The sequence below is a fragment of the Pseudoalteromonas sp. GCY genome, from assembly GCF_016695175.1.
Taxonomy (GTDB): domain Bacteria; phylum Pseudomonadota; class Gammaproteobacteria; order Enterobacterales; family Alteromonadaceae; genus Pseudoalteromonas.
In genome coordinates, this window is record NZ_CP068023.1 from 1,892,748 (window position 1) to 1,909,633 (window position 16,886).

Here is a 16,886-nt window from a genome sequence, read left to right on the forward strand (position 1 = left end):
ATATTATCAGGCTGAAGCAACCTCGCTTCAGCCTTCTTCCTCCTTTCCTCTCACAACTCGAGTGTTTTCTCATGATGAAGAAGTTAGTAGCAGCCTCGATTTTAACTATGGCGCATGTAGCAGTAGCCGAAAGTAGTGATCAGATCTCAGCAAAATCAGCCCTGATGGTCGCTCACCCAGAGCAAACGCTTTTCACAGATATTACAGATAACGGTGATGCGTTAATTGCGGTAGGTAAACACGGCACAATAATTATTAAACAAGAAGGGCAAAACTGGACGCAGGCAGAGGTGCCAATTCAATCACTGTTAACCTCTGTGACATTCAAAGGCAAAGATATTGGTTGGGCTTGTGGTCACGATGCCAGCATAATCAAAACTACAGACGGTGGTAAAACATGGACGCTAAAGCAATATCTACCAACATTGGAAAAGCCTTGTCTGGATATTGAGTTTATTGACCAACAACACGGCTTTGCTGTGGGCGCTTATGGCATGTTTTTTGAAACCACTGACGGTGGTGAGTCTTGGACAAAACGTTTTATCAGTGAATTTGTTCACCCCGATGATGTCGACTACTTAGCCGATTTAAAAGAGCAAGACCCCGCGGCATACGAACAAGAAACGGCGTTTATTCTTCCCCATTTTAATCGCCTGTTGATCGCCGAAGGCATGATGTACCTTGCCGGTGAAATGGGACTTGTGGCACAAAGTGATGACTTAGGAAAAACATGGCAAAAATTTGAGCCTTTTTATCGCGGTTCATTTTTTGCTGTTGATCAAACCTCAGATAACCAACTTATTGTTGCAGGCCTTAGGGGCAACGCATTTATTGGCAATACACAGCAAGTAGTGCAACTTGATACTCAAAAAACGGCGACAATAAATAGTATTACCCACAAAGATAATGTGACCTATATGTTTGCTAACAGCGGCGTAATATTCACGTTGAAAGCAGGTAAGCTAACCTCAAAACAACTAAAAAACGGCCACTCTATTTTAGCAGGTGTGGTTAAAAAGAATCAGCTAATTCTAGCGACGGAGCAGGGGATTGCTGAGGTAGAGGTGAACAAGTAATGCAAGCGTTTTTAAATCAATTGGTATACGCCATCTTTAGGCATCGTATTACCGTCGTGTCTTTTTTCGTACTGACGACGATATTTTTGGGTTTCAAAGCCACACAAATTCAGCTCGATGCGTCATTTAACAAAAATATTCCACTAAATCATGAATATATGAAAGTGTACTTGAAGCACGAAAAACAGTTTGGTGGTGCAAATAGTATTCTTATTTCTGTTTGTGATAAAGATGGTGACATCTTTAATGAGCCATTTTTCACTCAGCTAAAGGCTGTGCATGATCAGCTCTATTTTATCCCAGGTGTTAATCGTCCACTGGTGAATTCAATCTTTGCACCCAGTGCGAGATTCGTTGAGGTGGTAGAGGACGGCTTTGCCGGTGGGCCTATTATTCCGGCTAATTTTCAACCTACTGAACAAGGCCTAGCGGTTGTAAAGCAGAACATTGAAAAAGCAAAAGTTGTGGGTCGTATGGTTGCGAGCGATTATTCTTGTGCCATGGTAACTGCTCAGCTAATGGAAACCGATCCGCAAACTCAAGAAAAGCTTGATACCTTAGCCTTTGCGCAAAAATTAGAGTCTGAGATCCGAGCGCCTCTTAGCACTGACAAAGTGAGCATACATATTATTGGCTTTGCGAAAATGGCCGGTGATATTGCTGATGGTGCGAAAGGTGTAGTGCTTTTCTTTGCCTTAGCAATTGCTTTTACCTTTATTATGGTTTGGATGTTCTGTAAGAGCTTTAAGCTTACGCTGCTTCCGATTGTTTGTTCATTTATTGCTGTGATTTGGCAGATGGGCTTACTTAGTACTTTGGGTTTTGGTGTTGACCCTATGTCTATTTTGGTGCCTTTCTTAGTCTTCGCCATTGGCGTGAGTCACGGTGTGCAAATGATCAACGCGATAGGTAAAAAAGTAGCTGAAGGGGTAAGCTGCAAAGTGGCTGCTGAAGCGAGCTTTAAAGCATTACTTATCCCTGGTGGCATTGCTCTACTTTCGGACACTGTAGGCTTCTTAACCTTACTGGCAATCGACATCGGCATTATTCGTGAGCTTGCTATTACTGCCAGTTTAGGGGTTGCAGTTATTATCTTTACCAACTTGGTACTGCTTCCTGTGATGGCGTCGTTTTTTGAGTCTGCAAATATTAAGCGACTTGGTGATGGTAAAAACGCTAGCCATGGTATGTTTGAGGCAATGCGAGAGGCCTTGGTGAAAACCACAGACAAAAAAGTGGCCAGAGTGATTTTACTTATCAGTGCAGTATTGTTCGCATTTGGCTACTGGCAATCTGAAAAAATGCGTATTGGTGATTTACATGCTGGTGCACCGGCGCTACATGAAGATGCCAGATACAACCAAGACACTTTCCTTATCTCAGACCGTTATGCCATTTCTTCTGATATCTTGAAGGTCATTGTAGAAGCGACACCTGCGGCTTGTACTGAGCACGATACAATGGAGCGTATTAGTCGTTTCCAATGGCGAGTAGAAAACTTACCGAGTGTACAATCGGCTGTTTCTTTAAGCTCCGTTGCACAAGCGGTTAATGCTGGGTACAACGAAGGTAACTTAAAGTGGCAGACGTTACCAAGAAATACCGCTTCTTTAGTTCAAGCTACCTCTCGAGTGGAGACAAGCTCAGGGCTACTTAACGGTGATTGTTCGGTGATGCCTATTATCATCTTTATGGCAGATCATAAGGCCGAATCTATCGACCATGTGATTGCGAAGATCAAAGCGTTCTCTGAAGAAGAAGGAACCGATGATGTTGCCTTTAAATTAGCATCAGGTCCAATCGGTGTGATGGCGGCAACAAATGAATCCGTTTCCGAGGCACAGGTTCCTATGATGATCTACGTGTACGGTGCGGTGATTCTGTTGTGTCTAGCGAGCTTTAGGAGCGTTCGAGCGACTATTGCAGTGGTACTACCTTTATATGTTGTATCAACGCTCGCTCAGGCGCTTATGGTGCAGCTTGAAATCGGTTTAACGGTATCGACCCTACCGGTAATTGCTTTGGGTGTGGGAATAGGTGTCGATTACGGCATTTATATTCTATCCTCTATGATGGGACAGCTTAAGCAAGGTATGCCGTTGTCGGTTGCCTACCGAAATGCGCTTGCTGAACGAGGCAGTGCGGTACTGTTTACTGGTATCACATTGGCTATTGGAGTAAGCACTTGGATTTTCTCTGCGCTTAAGTTTCAGGTTGATATGGGTATCCTTTTAACCTTCATGTTCTTGGTAAATATGCTGGGTGCTGTGCTGCTTTTACCGGCAATTGGAACGCTTATCTGGTCTGACCAGAAAAAATAATGTGAATAATTGTGCTCCTTTTTATTTGGTATTGGCGATTTATATCTATTTTTTGTGAATAGATGAGCAAACAGCTGAAAAGCTTGAAATGTTTTCGTCAAAAAGGCTGTTTATTAGCGTCAGAAAGGTTAGAATTTACCTGACTCCACGCTAATAAATGGCTGTACAAATAATCTACCGTTCAAAGGTGGTATAGATTAAGGAACACATAATGACACAAAATGAAGGCACAGCTTCTGTTATCCTAGATAACGTCTGCAAGCTTATCCATAAAAAAGTCCATGCTGACAAAGTGTCACTTGTCGAAACGTTTGCCAAAACCTTGTACAGCAACATGTCTAAAGAGGATTTGGCACATCGTAACGACAGTGACTTATACGGCGCAGCATTGAGCCTTTGGAATGCCCTTGATAAAAACAAGTCTGACGATGCCGTCATTCGGGTTTTTAACCCTGAGGTTGCAAAGGATGGATGGCAATCATCGCATACGATTGTCGAGATAATCGCTAAAGATATGCCGTTTTTGGTTGATTCAGTGCGCATGGCGATGAATCGCAAAAACATAGTCTCTCACCTATTACTTCATTCTCCACTTAAGTTACAAAGAAACGAGGCTGGTGCAATCACCGCGGTTTCTAACTTAAAAGCAGAACAAGAATCTACGTCTACTAAGACCGTATTCTTTATCGAAATCGACAGGCAAACAGATGATTCGGTGATCGCTGATTTTACAGCTGAGCTTGAATCTGTCTTAAATGATGTTTCTGTTGCGGTTGCTGATTGGCTGCCAATTCGCGATAAATTGGTGAGCGTAAGTAAAGAGCTGCCGACCCGTCATTATAGTTGTTCAAAAGAAGAAGTTGCTGAAGCCGTCGAGTTTTTAGACTGGCTGGTTAGCGACAACTTTACCTTTATGGGCTACCGCCAATATGATTTGACTCCAGTTCAAGGTGACTATGAGCTGAAGCCAGTTGAAGGCACAAGTCTCGGCCTGATGAAGAACTCAGGTGATGACCACAGTCGTTTATTGTCTGAATTGCCTGAAGTTGCGCGCAAAGAAGCACGTAGTAACAACTTGTTGATCTTAACCAAGACAAACTCACTTTCACGCGTTCATAGACCAGCATATATCGACTATGTTGGTATCAAGCGTTTTGATGATGAAGGTAACGTGATTGGTGAAGACCGTTTCATCGGTTTGTTTTCTTCTAGCTTCTACAACAACAGTGCGGTAGATGTTCCGGTACTTAAGAGTAAAATTAACCGTATCATGGAGCAATGTGACTTTGCTAAAGGCACACATGCTTACAAGGCGGTACTCAATATTCTTGAAACCTATCCTCGTGATGAGTTAGTACAGGCACGCGAAAGCGAGCTACTTGAAGTGGCAATGGGCGTTCTACAAACTCAAGAGCGTGACATGTGTCGCTTATTTGTGCGTAAGGATGTGTATGGTCGCTTCTTCTCTTGTATGGTTTATGTGCCAAGAGAGCGATACAACACTGCGCTACGCCGTGAAACTCAACAACTGCTAGGCCGTGCATTTAAGTCTAGCGACAAAGTAGAGTTCACCACCTTTTTCTCTGAATCAACACTAGCGCGTACGCATTACATCGTGCGTGTTGATGACAACAACATAGATTACAACGTGAAAGAAATCGAAAATAACTTGGTAGAAGCCGCTCGTACTTGGGAAGACAAGCTACAATCTGCACTTCTTGAAAGAACGGGTGAGTCTCGTGGTAACGAGTTAAACCGTAAATACACGAATGCATTCCAGTCTGCTTACAAAGATCAAGTGTTGCCAAGCGCAGCAGTCGTAGACATCGAAAAGCTAGAGCAACTAAACGATGACAACAAACTTGAGATGCTATTCTACAGACCTCAGGAAGAAGCAACGTCACAACTTGTTCGTTTGAGCCTATTCCATAAAGCAGAGCCTATTCACTTATCAGACGTGATGCCAATGCTTGAGAACTTTGGCCTACGTGTTATTGGTGAAACACCATACGCGGTGAAGACGACTGATGGCCAAGTAAACTGGATCATGGATTTCTCTATGCTTATCGACAGCAAAGGGATCACTGATTTTGACAAAGTATCAGCACGTTTCCGTGCGGCATTGACCAATGTGTGGAATAACCGCCTAGAAAACGATGGTTTCAACCGTTTAGTGTTATTAGGTGGTCTAACAGGTCGTGAAGCATCTATCCTACGCGCATATGCTAAATACATGCGCCAAATTGGTGTGACGTTCTCGCAGTCTTACATCGAAAATACATTTGACCGCTACCCGCACATTGCAGCGATGATCGTTGATCTATTCGTGAAGAAGTTTGCACCGAAGAAAGTTGCCACTGAAAAGGCACTTCAGAAGGTTGTTGATGCTATCTACCTAGAGCTTGAAAACGTAGCGAATCTAGATGATGACCGTATCATTCGTTTGTACGTTGATATGATCAATGCAACGCTGCGTACTAACTTCTATCAAAAAGAAGCTGATGGCACGAATAAGTCGTACACGTCATTCAAGATCCAGCCAAGCGCAGTGCCAGATATGCCATTGCCATTACCAGCGTTTGAAATCTTCGTATACTCTCCACGCGTAGAAGGTGTTCACCTACGTGGCGGTAAAGTGGCTCGTGGTGGTCTACGTTGGTCAGACCGTCGTGAAGATTTCCGCACAGAAGTACTTGGCCTAGTTAAAGCACAGCAGGTTAAGAATACGGTTATCGTACCTGTGGGTTCTAAAGGTGGTTTTGTTTGTAAACAACTTCCAACTGAACGTGAAGCATTCTTCAAAGAAGGCCAAGAGTGTTACAAGATCTTCATCCGTGGTCTACTAGACATCACAGATAACATCGTACATGGTGACATTGTGCCGCCAGTGGATGTTGTACGTCACGACGAAGATGACCCATACCTAGTCGTTGCAGCGGACAAAGGGACTGCGACTTTCTCTGATATCGCAAATGGTATCGCAGAGTCTTATAACTTCTGGCTTGGTGACGCTTTCGCGTCAGGTGGTTCAATTGGTTACGATCACAAGAAGATGGGGATTACTGCTAAGGGCGGTTGGGAATCGGTTAAGCGTCATTTCCGTGAAATGGACATTGACTGTCAGACAACTGATTTCACTGCAGTTGGTATCGGTGACATGGGTGGTGACGTATTTGGTAACGGGATGCTGTTATCTAAGCACATTCGTTTACAAGCGGCATTTAACCACATGCACATCTTTATCGATCCAAACCCAGATGCGGCAAGCTCGTATGTAGAGCGTGAGCGTCTATTTAATCTGCCACGTTCAAGCTGGGAAGATTATAATAAGGATCTAATTTCTGAGGGCGGTGGTATTTTCTCTCGTGCAGCGAAAGCAATTACGCTAAGCGCTGAAATGAAGAAGATGATAGGCACTAAGAAATCGAGCATGACACCAAACGAGTTGATCAAAGCATTGTTGAAGATGCCAGTTGATTTACTGTGGAATGGTGGTATCGGTACTTACATCAAGTCTAAATCTGAAACTGACGCTGAAGTAGGCGACCGTGCAAACGACGCGCTACGTATCAACGGTGGTGAGCTTGGTGCTAAGGTATTTGGTGAAGGTGGTAACTTAGGTGCCACTCAGCTGGGTCGTATTGAGTTTGCTTCAAACGGCGGTCGTATCAACACTGACTTTATCGACAACGTAGGTGGTGTTGCCTGTTCGGATAACGAAGTTAATATCAAGATCCTACTTAACGGCCTGGTTGCTGAAGGTGAATTGACGAATAAGCAGCGTAACGAATTACTATATTCAATGACTGATGAAGTATCAGAATTGGTACTGAAAGATTGTTACCGTCAAACGCACACGCTTTCGGTTACTAAGTCTAAAGGTCCAGCGACGCTGAAAGAGAAAGTACGCTTTATCCATGCACTTGAAAAAGACGGCAAGCTAAATCGTGCAATCGAATTCTTACCAACTGATGAAGAGCTAGCAGAGCGCGCGGCGGCAGGTAAAGACCTAACTCGTCCTGAGCTATCTGTATTGGTTTCTTACTCTAAGATGGTATTAAAAGAGACATTAGTTGTTGATGAGATCTCAGAAAATCCATACTACCGTCAGTTGCTAGTGAACTCGTTCCCAGCACCGCTGCGCGAGCGTTTCAATGCTGCGATGGATAATCACCCGCTACGTAAAGAGATCATCGCAACGAAACTTGCAAACAATATTGTTAACGATATGGGTCTTAACTTTATGGTTCGTATGCACGAAGAGACAGGTGCAACGGATGCAGAAATTGCGGTTTGCTACTCAATTGCAAGTGCAATCTTTGAAATGAAGGAAACGTGGTCAGCGATTTCTGCGCTTGATAATAAGATCCCAGCGGCAGTTCAAACGGAAATGCTATATCAATTACGTCGTACGGTTCGCCGTTCAACGCGTTGGTTCTTGCGCCACCGTGATAAGTCTCAAACTATAGAGCAAACCATCGCGTTCTTTGCACCAACATTTAAAGATTTAAGTGCAAATCTACACAACTACATGGTTGCAAATGAAAGCGAGCAGATCGTCGATAAAGCACGTGACCTTGAATCTCAAGGTGTACCAGCTGAGATTGCACTGCGTATCGTGTCACTTTCAAGCTTGTTCTCGGTCATGGACTTAGCGGAAGTTGCACATAGCTCAGGTCGTAAGATCGGTGTTGTGTCTAATACCTACTTCACGCTTGGTGCAAACATGGGTCTACATTGGTTCCTTGACCAGATCACGGCTCAACCTGTTGCAAACCATTGGCAGGCGCTTGCTCGTGCTTCATATCGTGAAGAGCTTGATTGGCAACAGCGTTCATTGTCAGAGGTTGTATTAAACAGCTTTGCTGGTGATGACAGTGATATCAATGAACAGATTGAACAGTGGATGGATAAGCAAGCAGGCTTATTACACCGTTGGCAGCAAATGCTAACTGAGTTTAAGACGTCGCAAAGTCATGACTTTGCTAAGTTCTCAGTTGCACTTCGTGAGCTAATGTTACTAAGCCACAACTGCGATACTTCCAAATAATCTAGAAATCGCTACAATACCCCAGCTTTGACTGGGGTATTTTTTTGTCTAATGCCATTGGCATAATCCATTTAGCTAAAGTTACGCTTGGGTAATTTTAACTAAGTCGATTACGTTACCAATACTGAGGAGCTACCATGTTTTACGATCTTGCGCGTCGTTTTATGTTTAATAAAGATGCGGAGTGGGCACACGATTTTGCCCTAAGCAACCTGCGCCGCTTTGCGAATACGCCAATGAGCCTTGCATGGTCTCAATCAGTTCAAGACAAACCTGTTAATTTTCTAGGGTTAGAGTTTAAAAATCCAGTAGGATTGGCCGCCGGTCTTGATAAAAATGCTGAGTGCATCGAAGCATTTGCGCAAATGGGTTTTGGTTTTATTGAAGTAGGGACTGTCACGCCAAGACCACAAGCGGGCAACGATAAGCCTCGGATCTTTCGTCTACCTGAAGCAAATGCGATTATTAATCGCATGGGGTTCAATAACAAGGGCGTCGATTACCTAGTCAACAATGTAAAAGCAGCAAAATACGATGGGATCCTTGGGATCAACATTGGCAAGAATAAAGATACACCGAATGAACAAGGTAAAGATGACTACATTCACTGTATGAGAAAAGTATTTGAACATGCCTCATATATCACCGTGAATATCTCTTCACCAAATACACCAGGTCTTAGAGATCTACAATATGGCGAAGCGCTAGATGATCTATTGCAAAGCCTGAAAAATGAACAGATGGATCTGATCGCCAAATATAACAAGTCAGTACCTATGTTGGTAAAGATCGCTCCAGATGTTGATGGCGTTCAGTTAACCCAGATCGCAGAATCGTTAGTTAATAATCGTATCGATGGTGTTATTGCAACTAATACAACATTAGCCCGTGATGCGGTAGAAAACCTAGAGTACGGTAATGAAGCAGGTGGTTTGTCTGGTAGACCGGTTCGTGAAAAATCGACGCATGTTGTCAGCGAATTGAAGCGTATTACCGACGGTAAGCTACCAATCATCGGTGTAGGTGGTATTGACAGTGCTGAATCTGCAAAAGAGAAATTTTCAGCTGGTGCTGATTTAGTACAAGTCTACACAGGCTTTATTTATGAAGGGCCAGCGCTTGTTAAAAAGATCGTTTCGTCCTTATAAGGATCGGTCATATAACCAAATGATCCAAAACAAAACGTTATTATAAAAAATTTCATCATTGCGTTTTTCGCGTTATACTCCCACTTACTAGTTGAGCTAATTGGTTGGTGGGAGAGAAGTTTTGCAAGCTTCAAAAGAGTGGCAATGGATCCGCTGCACAGAAAGGAACAGGTTGTTAATTGATTTGGGTGATGAGCTTCAACTTTGCACGCCTTTTCGTTTGCGCCACCTTACTGAAGACTCAACCGTTAATCCCAATTTTAGTCTCAGCGAAGCTGAATTTTATCAGAGTGTATTTTCCTACCTTTGCGGTTTTGGTGTTTGGAGCGAGCCCAGATGCTGCCAAATCGCTTTAAATGCAACTGCGGCAAAGTTTCATCTGCAACCGATGCAAGCAAAGAGCTGGTTTTTTAAGCCATACTTTGGTGGCGAACCTGTGAGTGAGGCGGTTGTGTGTTTAAATTCCAAGTTAAGCCGCGGCGAGTTTTTAATTATCGAGCATGATGGTCAATCAAGTCTTTGTTTAAGCTTGAACGAGCAATTTATTCTTGATGAGGGAATAGAGCTTGAACAATTTCAAGCGATAAAAGTACTGAACGATCGGTTAGCGCCTCTTGTGTTAACACACCGAGTTCATCAAAGCGCATAGCCAAGTTCATCCCATCGTTTTATTGACCAGCAATTATTTCCTGTATTAATCTGTACCTAATTTGAGTTGTTTGCTGATCTAGGGAACAGAATGCACTGCCTTTGCGATAAAACGTTAAAACTACGTTATGCCGACGCTGAAGGACATTGTGGTTATCAATGTCAGTCATGCTCTGCCATTTGGCTGCCGCGCAAATTTATTGATTCCATTAAACATACTTATCACTTTAGTTATACCGACTTTATTACAAAGCGGTTGTTAGTTGAGCGTGACGTTTTACAATTATGCCCTGATGATGGTTATACACTTAAAGACTATACGCTCTTTGAAGCTAGTTTTAGTGAGTGCGGGTGCTGCGGTGGCGTGTGGTTTGAAAAAGGGGAGCTCCATAACTTACTACAAAATTACCAACGAATGAGTTCGGATTTAAGCGCGCTAGATAAGTTAGATTTTCTGAACTTGCTAAATTTTTAACGTAATTTATCCCCATACAACCAAGCTCAACTAATAACTAACGATAACTTGTGTGTTATACTGCGCCCAGTTGAAATTTAAGGGTATTCAAATTGCAATTTATCGCATTGACATCTATTGGTGTAGAGCAGTTACTGGTTGAAGAATTAACCGAGTTTGGTTTTGAAATAAACAAGCAAACCGTTGGTTCAGTTAAGTTCACAGGCGCTAATCTAGACGTACAAAAGTTCTGTATGATGACACGATTTGCAACACGCGTGATGTTGCTTATCGATGACAAACCAGAAGTGAATGACAAAGATTCTCTCTACAAGTTTGTTCGTTTTCAGGCATGGCAAGATTGGTTTAGCCCAAAGCAGACCTTTGCAGTAGAGTTTAATGGTACGAATAATGCGCTTAAAAATACGCAATTCTCTGGTCTGGTGGTTAAGGATGGGATCGTTGACTACTTCAATGACCTGTTTGAGCAACGTCCAGATGTTGACAAACAGACACCGGATATTCGCATCATAGCGAAATTATCTAAGCAAGGCTGTGCGCTATATATCGATTTCTCGGGACCTCGCTTATCTGATAGAGGTTATCGTGACAAACAAGGTAAAGCGCCAATTCGTGAACATTTAGCGGCAGCGCTGGTTAAACGTAGCGGTTGGCTTGAAGATACTAATAAGCCGCTTTTTGACCCCTGCTGTGGTTCTGGCACGTTATTGATTGAAGCGGCTTCTATGGCGCTTGGTTTACCTACTAATCTTAATAAAGACTTTGCCTTTAAACGCCTGCCGAGTTTTCGTGAAAGTAAGTTCACCGAGCTTAAAGAACAATTAAAGGTACAACCAGTGCAAAAGAGCTTATGGCTGATCGGTAGTGATATCGATGAACGTGTGCTGTCAATTGCCGAGCGTAATGCCAAGCGCGCAGGCGTTGAGTCACATATTAAGTTTAAGTTTGAAGATGCCAATCAGCTTAGCCTTGCTGCTAAACGTCCCGGCACTGTGCTGAGTAACTTGCCTTATGGTGAACGTCTAGGTGGTATGGCTGAAATTATTACGCTATATCGCAATATGGGGATCGCCTTTAAAAAGCACTATAAAGACTGGAATTTGGCGTTACTTGCAAGTGAAGAAAGCCTGTTAAAAGTGCTAAAACTAGCGCGTAAAAAGTCTTATAAATTCAAAAATGGCCCGCTCGACGTTCTGCTTAACTTGTATGAAATGAATGAAATGCAGGTACAGCAAAATAAACAAAGCAGTGGGCTTAATTTTGAAGGCTCGACTGCGTTTGGCAACCGTTTGAAGAAAAACCTGCAAGGCTTAAAATCTTGGCTGAAAAAAGAAGACATTAATGCGTATCGTGTTTATGACGCGGATATCCCTGAATACAATGTTGCAGTTGATATTTATAACGATAACGCAGTCATCTTTGAATACAAAGCGCCAAAAGAAATTGACGATAGCGTTGCGCAAAAACGTTTGCAAGACGTGATCACACTTACCGCCGAGCAGCTGAATATCGATCCGCTAAACATCGCGGTAAAAGTAAGAAAGCGCCAAAAAGGTCAAGAGCAATACAAAGCCCTGGACAAGCAAAACCGCACTGAGGTAGTAGAAGAGTACGGTGCTAAGTTTAAGGTTAACCTATTTGATTATCTTGATACTGGTCTATTCCTTGACCACCGTTTAGCCCGCAAGTTTATTCAGCAACATTCGAAAGATAAACGCGTGTTGAATCTATTTGCATACACAGGTAGTGCTTCTGTGCACGCCGCAGTTGGCGGTGCTAAGTCTGTTACCACAGTAGATATGTCAAAGACCTATCTAAAATGGGCTGAGGAAAACTTTGAGCTAAATGGTTTGAAGAATCCACGTTTCAGATTTGAGCAAGCGGATTGCTTAAAATGGCTTGAAAGAGCCGTTGGTCAGTATGATCTCATTTTCTTAGACCCACCAACATTCTCTAACTCTAAACGTATGTCTGACGCATTTGACGTACAAAGAGATCATTTAAAACTATTTGGTTGGGTAAAGAAGATATTAGCACCGAATGGTGTACTGCTGTTTTCTAACAATAAACGCGGATTTAAAATCGATGAAATGGGACTTGCAGCACTTGGCCTAACCGCTGAGGAATACTCATCGCAAACTTTGTCTTTGGATTTTAAACGTAACAAGCAAATTCACAACAGCTGGTTGATCCGTCATGATTAAATGTACCTTATTCCACACCGATGGTTGTCATCTTTGTGAAGAAGCGTTGGCGATGTTAATTCAATTTTTGCCTGAAGCCGAAATTGAACTCGTTGATATCGTCGATAGTGAAGAGACGATGACGGAATATCAATATAGAATTCCAGTGATTAAAAAAGGCGAGACAGGTCAGGAACTTGGCTGGCCTTTTACTCAACAACAACTACAAGAATTTATAGACTAATATGGATCTCATTCGAATTGCTAAAGCCCAACTGGCTTTTGGCTCACACCCTATACTTGACCAAGCTGATGCCGTTATTGAATCAGGCGAGCGCGTTTGTATTGTGGGCCGAAACGGTGCCGGTAAATCAACGTTACTGAAAGTGCTTGATGATCAAGTTCAACTTGATGATGGTGAAATCAACCGTGTTGGTGGATTAAAAGTTTCAAGGCTAGAACAAGACCCACCAAAGGGCGCAAATGGCTCGGTTTTTGATTATGTTGCGAACGGTTTGCCTGATGTCGCAGAGCTGCTCATTGAATTTCATGAAGTGAGTGAAAAACTACAAACCAGCCAGTCAGATAAACTGATGACCTCGCTTGAGCGCCTGACTCAGCGATTGGAAAGCGAAGATGCGTGGCGTTTTGAGTCAAGGATCAAGCAAGTGCTTAGCCAGTTGCAATTAGATGCGAATATGCGCCTAGAAGAGCTCTCAGGTGGCTGGCTACGCAAAGTCGCGCTGGCCAAAGCGTTGGTGAGCGATCCAGACTTGCTGTTACTCGACGAGCCGACTAACCACCTTGATATGCAAAGTGTTATCTGGCTTGAGCAATTCCTGAAAGAGTTTAAAGGGGGGATCGTGTTTATCTCTCACGACCGTGCCTTTATTCGCGCAATGGCGACCCGAATTTTAGATTTAGACCGTGGCAAGTTGGTTTCATACCCTGGAGATTATGCGCAATATCTAGAACAAAAAGCCCATGATTTAAAAGTGGAAGAGCAACAGAATGCCTTATTTGATAAAAAGCTTGCCGAAGAAGAAACCTGGATAAGGCAAGGGATCAAGGCCCGCCGAACCCGTAACGAAGGGCGTGTGCGAGCACTAAAAGCGCTTCGTGTTGAGCGCAAGCAACGCATCGAGCAGCAAGGTAAGACAGACTTCAACATCGAGACGGCGGATCGTTCCGGTAAGCTGGTCTTTGAAGCGAAACATTTAGACAAAGCATTCCAAGAAAAATGCATTGTGAAGGACTTTTCAACGCTGGTGATGCGTGGTGACCGTATCGGCTTGGTCGGTCCTAATGGAGCGGGTAAAACTACGCTGTTAAAAATGCTTTTTGGTGATATTAAACCTGATGCAGGCAGCGTAAAACAAGGCGTGAATCTGGAAGTTGCGTACTTCGACCAATACCGTGAAAAATTGGATGAAGAAGCAACTGTGCAGGATAATGTCGCTGAAGGTAAGCAAGAAGTAATGATGGGTGGCCGCTCGCGTCATGTGCTTGGCTATCTGCAAGACTTTTTATTTCCGCCTGCGAGAGCTCGAACCCCTGTAAAGGCATTATCAGGCGGTGAAAAAAACCGCTTATTGCTTGCAAAGCTCTTCCTTAAGCCTTCAAATATTATTGTGCTGGACGAGCCGACCAATGACTTGGATATTGAGACGCTTGAGCTACTTGAAGAAATCTTAAACCAATACCAAGGCACCGTGCTGGTCGTCAGCCACGACCGAGAGTTTATCGATAATACCTGTGGCAGTGTGTGGGCGTTCGAGGGCGAAGGCCTAGTGACAGAAATTGTTGGCGGCTATAGTGACTTTGAGCTGTATCAGCAAAGACGAGAGCAGCAAAAGAAAGAAGCACAAAAGGTTCATCAAGAAAAACAGCAACAAGCCGAGACTAAAAAGGCAGCTGCGCCTGCTCGTTCAAATAAGCTGAGTTACAAATTAAAACTTGAATTAGAGTCGTTGCCCAGTAAAGTAGAGGAACTTGAAGAGGCAGTGAACAAACAACAAGCACTGGTCAGCGATCCAGACTTCTTTAAACAAGATCAAGAAACGACCCATAAGGCATTGAACCATTTGACTGAGCTAGAGTCGAAGCTGGAAGCCGCGTTTGAACGCTGGGAAGAACTAGAAGCATTACAGAATCAGCAGTAAGGATTAAAATGAAATTTAAACTTTTAGCCGCGAGTGTCGCCGTAGCCCTTTCACAACAGGCGGCCGCTGCCACCTATCAGTTAACTGAATTACCAAGACATGATAATAGCAAATATAGCTACGTGTCGGATGCCAATGAAGCTGGAGACGTGATTGGTCACGCTTCCAATTTATTTGGTGTAAAGATTGATGTGTCGTATATCGACTTCGATGATTCAACACTCAAAAATTATTACGACAGTACAAAAAAGCAGTACGAGCTGATCGAAGAAGAAATCACCTTCACACTAGAAGATATTCAAAACAATGATGCAGCTAATACGAATGCTCAAGCTCATGCATTTATGCTGTCTTATGTTATGAATTCAAGTAGAGTAGTTAGCCAAGAATATCAAAGAATTGAAAGAGCAATTTCTTTGACATATAACAATAATACCGCAGAAGAGTTTGTGGTATTTGATGAACAATCTCCTGATTACGAAGGACTCACTCGCTCGGTCACTAACTATCTAACAAGCATCGCAGAAGACGGGACAATAGTGGGCTGGGGTTCTGCACCTTTTAAAAAGATAACTTTTACTCCTGAGGGTGAAACAGAAGAAGAAACTTATTTTGTACGTGATTGGCGAAATAAAGGTATTTTAGTTACACCAGCTGGAGAGAAAATTAGGTTAGAGCCTGCCTTTACAGAATACGGCGGCCTTTCTCTTGCCACTGATATCAAACAAACCGCTGATGGCGGCTATATTGTTGTGGGACAAAGTTCAACTTCGTTATCGCAAAGAGCAACAGAAAATATAGAAGATAGTTGTGATGGTGTGGATGAACCAGTCGATGTGTGTATTCAAAGGTTGACCTCACCGTATCATACTCGAGCCTACAAGTGGACGTTTGATAACGATTTTAACTTAGTCAGCGCAACCGATCTTGGGCTTGGCTTTACACCAGATGAAGATGATGAACGAGCCTATTCAAGCTTGGCTTTGGCAACTAATGGGGACGGCTTAACTGTTGGTGAGTCCCGAATGCGCCGTCAAAGTAATAATGATTTATTGCCATATGGACAGGCTGTTTATTATAAAGATGGTGAAATTAAGCGCATCAAAGAAGTTGAGAGTTATATCGAATACAGCCAAGCGGTTGATGTCAATGATAATGGGATTATTGTTGGTATGTTTGGTCGTTCATCGAATGGCTCAAGAGATTATGACTCAACAGGTTTTTATTTTAATGCGAATACCGCTGAGTTCAAAGAAATGCCTGCATACTTCGAGGGGTCGGCGACAGCAATCACAGATATTAACAATAATGGCTTTGTTGTAGGCCAAGGTGTTACAGAAAAGAGTGGTTCTAACCGTCGTCGCGAAGCGTTTTTATATGAAATTGGTGCAGAAAAACTAGTGAATATAAACTCCCTTCTTCCTTGTAAGAACGATTCTTTCCCTTACACCATTGCAGAAGCTGTGAAGATCACTGATGACAACAAGATATATGCGATTGCGACCAAAACGGTTGAAAGACGCAATACCTTGGGTGAAATTGAGAAGGACAGTAAGGGCGAGACTGAGTATGAATCGGTAAGCTTACCTGTTCTACTTACCCCAATTTCTGGTGAACCAGAAAACTGTACACCACCTGAAGCAGAGACATATGAGCGTCAATCTGCAAGCTGGTCTTGGCTTAGTTTACTCGCGTTACCACTAGTGGCGCTGAGAAGACGTCGTAAAGCCTAAAGTACAATTTAGACGATAAAAAAGCCCGGAAGGGCTTTTTTGTGTTCGAAAAGAAATATTAGCAAATTCAATTCGATATTTAATTCAACC

The 16,886-nt window shown here is 43.0% G+C and carries 10 protein-coding genes; all 10 read left to right on the forward strand.

Translation table 11 applies throughout. The features are described 5' to 3' along the window. The first annotated feature begins 74 nt into the window (after positions 1-74). The 10 genes from JJQ94_RS13675 (at position 75) to JJQ94_RS13720 (ending at position 16,796) form a co-directional block, all read left to right on the forward strand. The gene (locus JJQ94_RS13675) at positions 75-1,076 is read left to right on the forward strand and encodes a WD40/YVTN/BNR-like repeat-containing protein (protein WP_236596627.1); all 1,002 of its coding nucleotides are present in this window, start codon (positions 75-77) and stop codon (positions 1,074-1,076) included. Beyond that, positions 1,076-3,397 carry an efflux RND transporter permease subunit gene (locus JJQ94_RS13680; RefSeq protein WP_045989048.1) on the forward strand — a complete coding sequence of 774 codons (2,322 nt, stop codon included), beginning with the start codon at positions 1,076-1,078 and terminating at the stop codon, positions 3,395-3,397. Before JJQ94_RS13675 ends, JJQ94_RS13680 begins: the two co-directional genes overlap by 1 nt. Positions 3,398-3,608: 211 nt before the next feature. Further along, complete coding sequence (locus tag JJQ94_RS13685) at positions 3,609-8,447, forward strand: NAD-glutamate dehydrogenase (protein ID WP_099029642.1); 4,839 nt, start codon at positions 3,609-3,611, stop codon at positions 8,445-8,447. 137 nt (positions 8,448-8,584) lie between these two features. Beyond that, on the forward strand, positions 8,585-9,595 hold the full coding sequence (pyrD, locus tag JJQ94_RS13690) for a quinone-dependent dihydroorotate dehydrogenase (protein ID WP_099029641.1): 1,011 nt from the start codon (positions 8,585-8,587) through the stop codon (positions 9,593-9,595). A 121-nt stretch (positions 9,596-9,716) separates the two neighbouring features. Next, positions 9,717-10,244, forward strand: coding sequence for a cell division protein ZapC domain-containing protein (locus tag JJQ94_RS13695; RefSeq protein ID WP_099029640.1), 528 nt, complete (start codon positions 9,717-9,719; stop codon positions 10,242-10,244). Between the two features lie 90 nt (positions 10,245-10,334). Next, positions 10,335-10,718 (forward strand): zf-TFIIB domain-containing protein, encoded by a 384-nt coding sequence (locus JJQ94_RS13700; protein WP_099029639.1) that lies wholly within the window; start codon positions 10,335-10,337, stop codon positions 10,716-10,718. Between the two features lie 92 nt (positions 10,719-10,810). Beyond that, entirely contained in the window at positions 10,811-12,922 is a 2,112-nt protein-coding gene (gene rlmKL / locus JJQ94_RS13705) for a bifunctional 23S rRNA (guanine(2069)-N(7))-methyltransferase RlmK/23S rRNA (guanine(2445)-N(2))-methyltransferase RlmL (protein ID WP_099029638.1), read from the forward strand. Continuing rightward, positions 12,915-13,145, forward strand: coding sequence for a glutaredoxin family protein (locus JJQ94_RS13710; protein ID WP_045989052.1), 231 nt, complete (start codon positions 12,915-12,917; stop codon positions 13,143-13,145). The genes rlmKL and JJQ94_RS13710 overlap by 8 nt, the downstream gene beginning before the upstream one ends. 1 nt (position 13,146) lies before the next feature. After that, positions 13,147-15,063 (forward strand): ATP-binding cassette ATPase Uup, encoded by a 1,917-nt coding sequence (gene uup / locus JJQ94_RS13715; protein WP_010371512.1) that lies wholly within the window; start codon positions 13,147-13,149, stop codon positions 15,061-15,063. Positions 15,064-15,071: 8 nt separating this feature from the next. Then, positions 15,072-16,796, forward strand: coding sequence for a DUF3466 family protein (locus JJQ94_RS13720; RefSeq protein ID WP_099029637.1), 1,725 nt, complete (start codon positions 15,072-15,074; stop codon positions 16,794-16,796). The last annotated feature ends 90 nt before the right edge of the window (positions 16,797-16,886 follow it).

What these genes read in the sequence shown, in the direction of transcription:
- pyrD (WP_099029641.1), top strand. Translation starts at nt 8,585, where the DNA reads ATGTTTTACGATCTTGCGCGTCGTTTTATGTTTAATAAAGATGCGGAG.
- JJQ94_RS13675 (WP_236596627.1), top strand. Translation starts at nt 75, where the DNA reads ATGAAGAAGTTAGTAGCAGCCTCGATTTTAACTATGGCGCATGTAGCA.
- uup (WP_010371512.1), top strand. Translation starts at nt 13,147, where the DNA reads ATGGATCTCATTCGAATTGCTAAAGCCCAACTGGCTTTTGGCTCACAC.
- JJQ94_RS13685 (WP_099029642.1), top strand. Translation starts at nt 3,609, where the DNA reads ATGACACAAAATGAAGGCACAGCTTCTGTTATCCTAGATAACGTCTGC.
- JJQ94_RS13680 (WP_045989048.1), top strand. Translation starts at nt 1,076, where the DNA reads ATGCAAGCGTTTTTAAATCAATTGGTATACGCCATCTTTAGGCATCGT.
- JJQ94_RS13700 (WP_099029639.1), top strand. Translation starts at nt 10,335, where the DNA reads ATGCACTGCCTTTGCGATAAAACGTTAAAACTACGTTATGCCGACGCT.
- JJQ94_RS13720 (WP_099029637.1), top strand. Translation starts at nt 15,072, where the DNA reads ATGAAATTTAAACTTTTAGCCGCGAGTGTCGCCGTAGCCCTTTCACAA.
- JJQ94_RS13710 (WP_045989052.1), top strand. Translation starts at nt 12,915, where the DNA reads ATGATTAAATGTACCTTATTCCACACCGATGGTTGTCATCTTTGTGAA.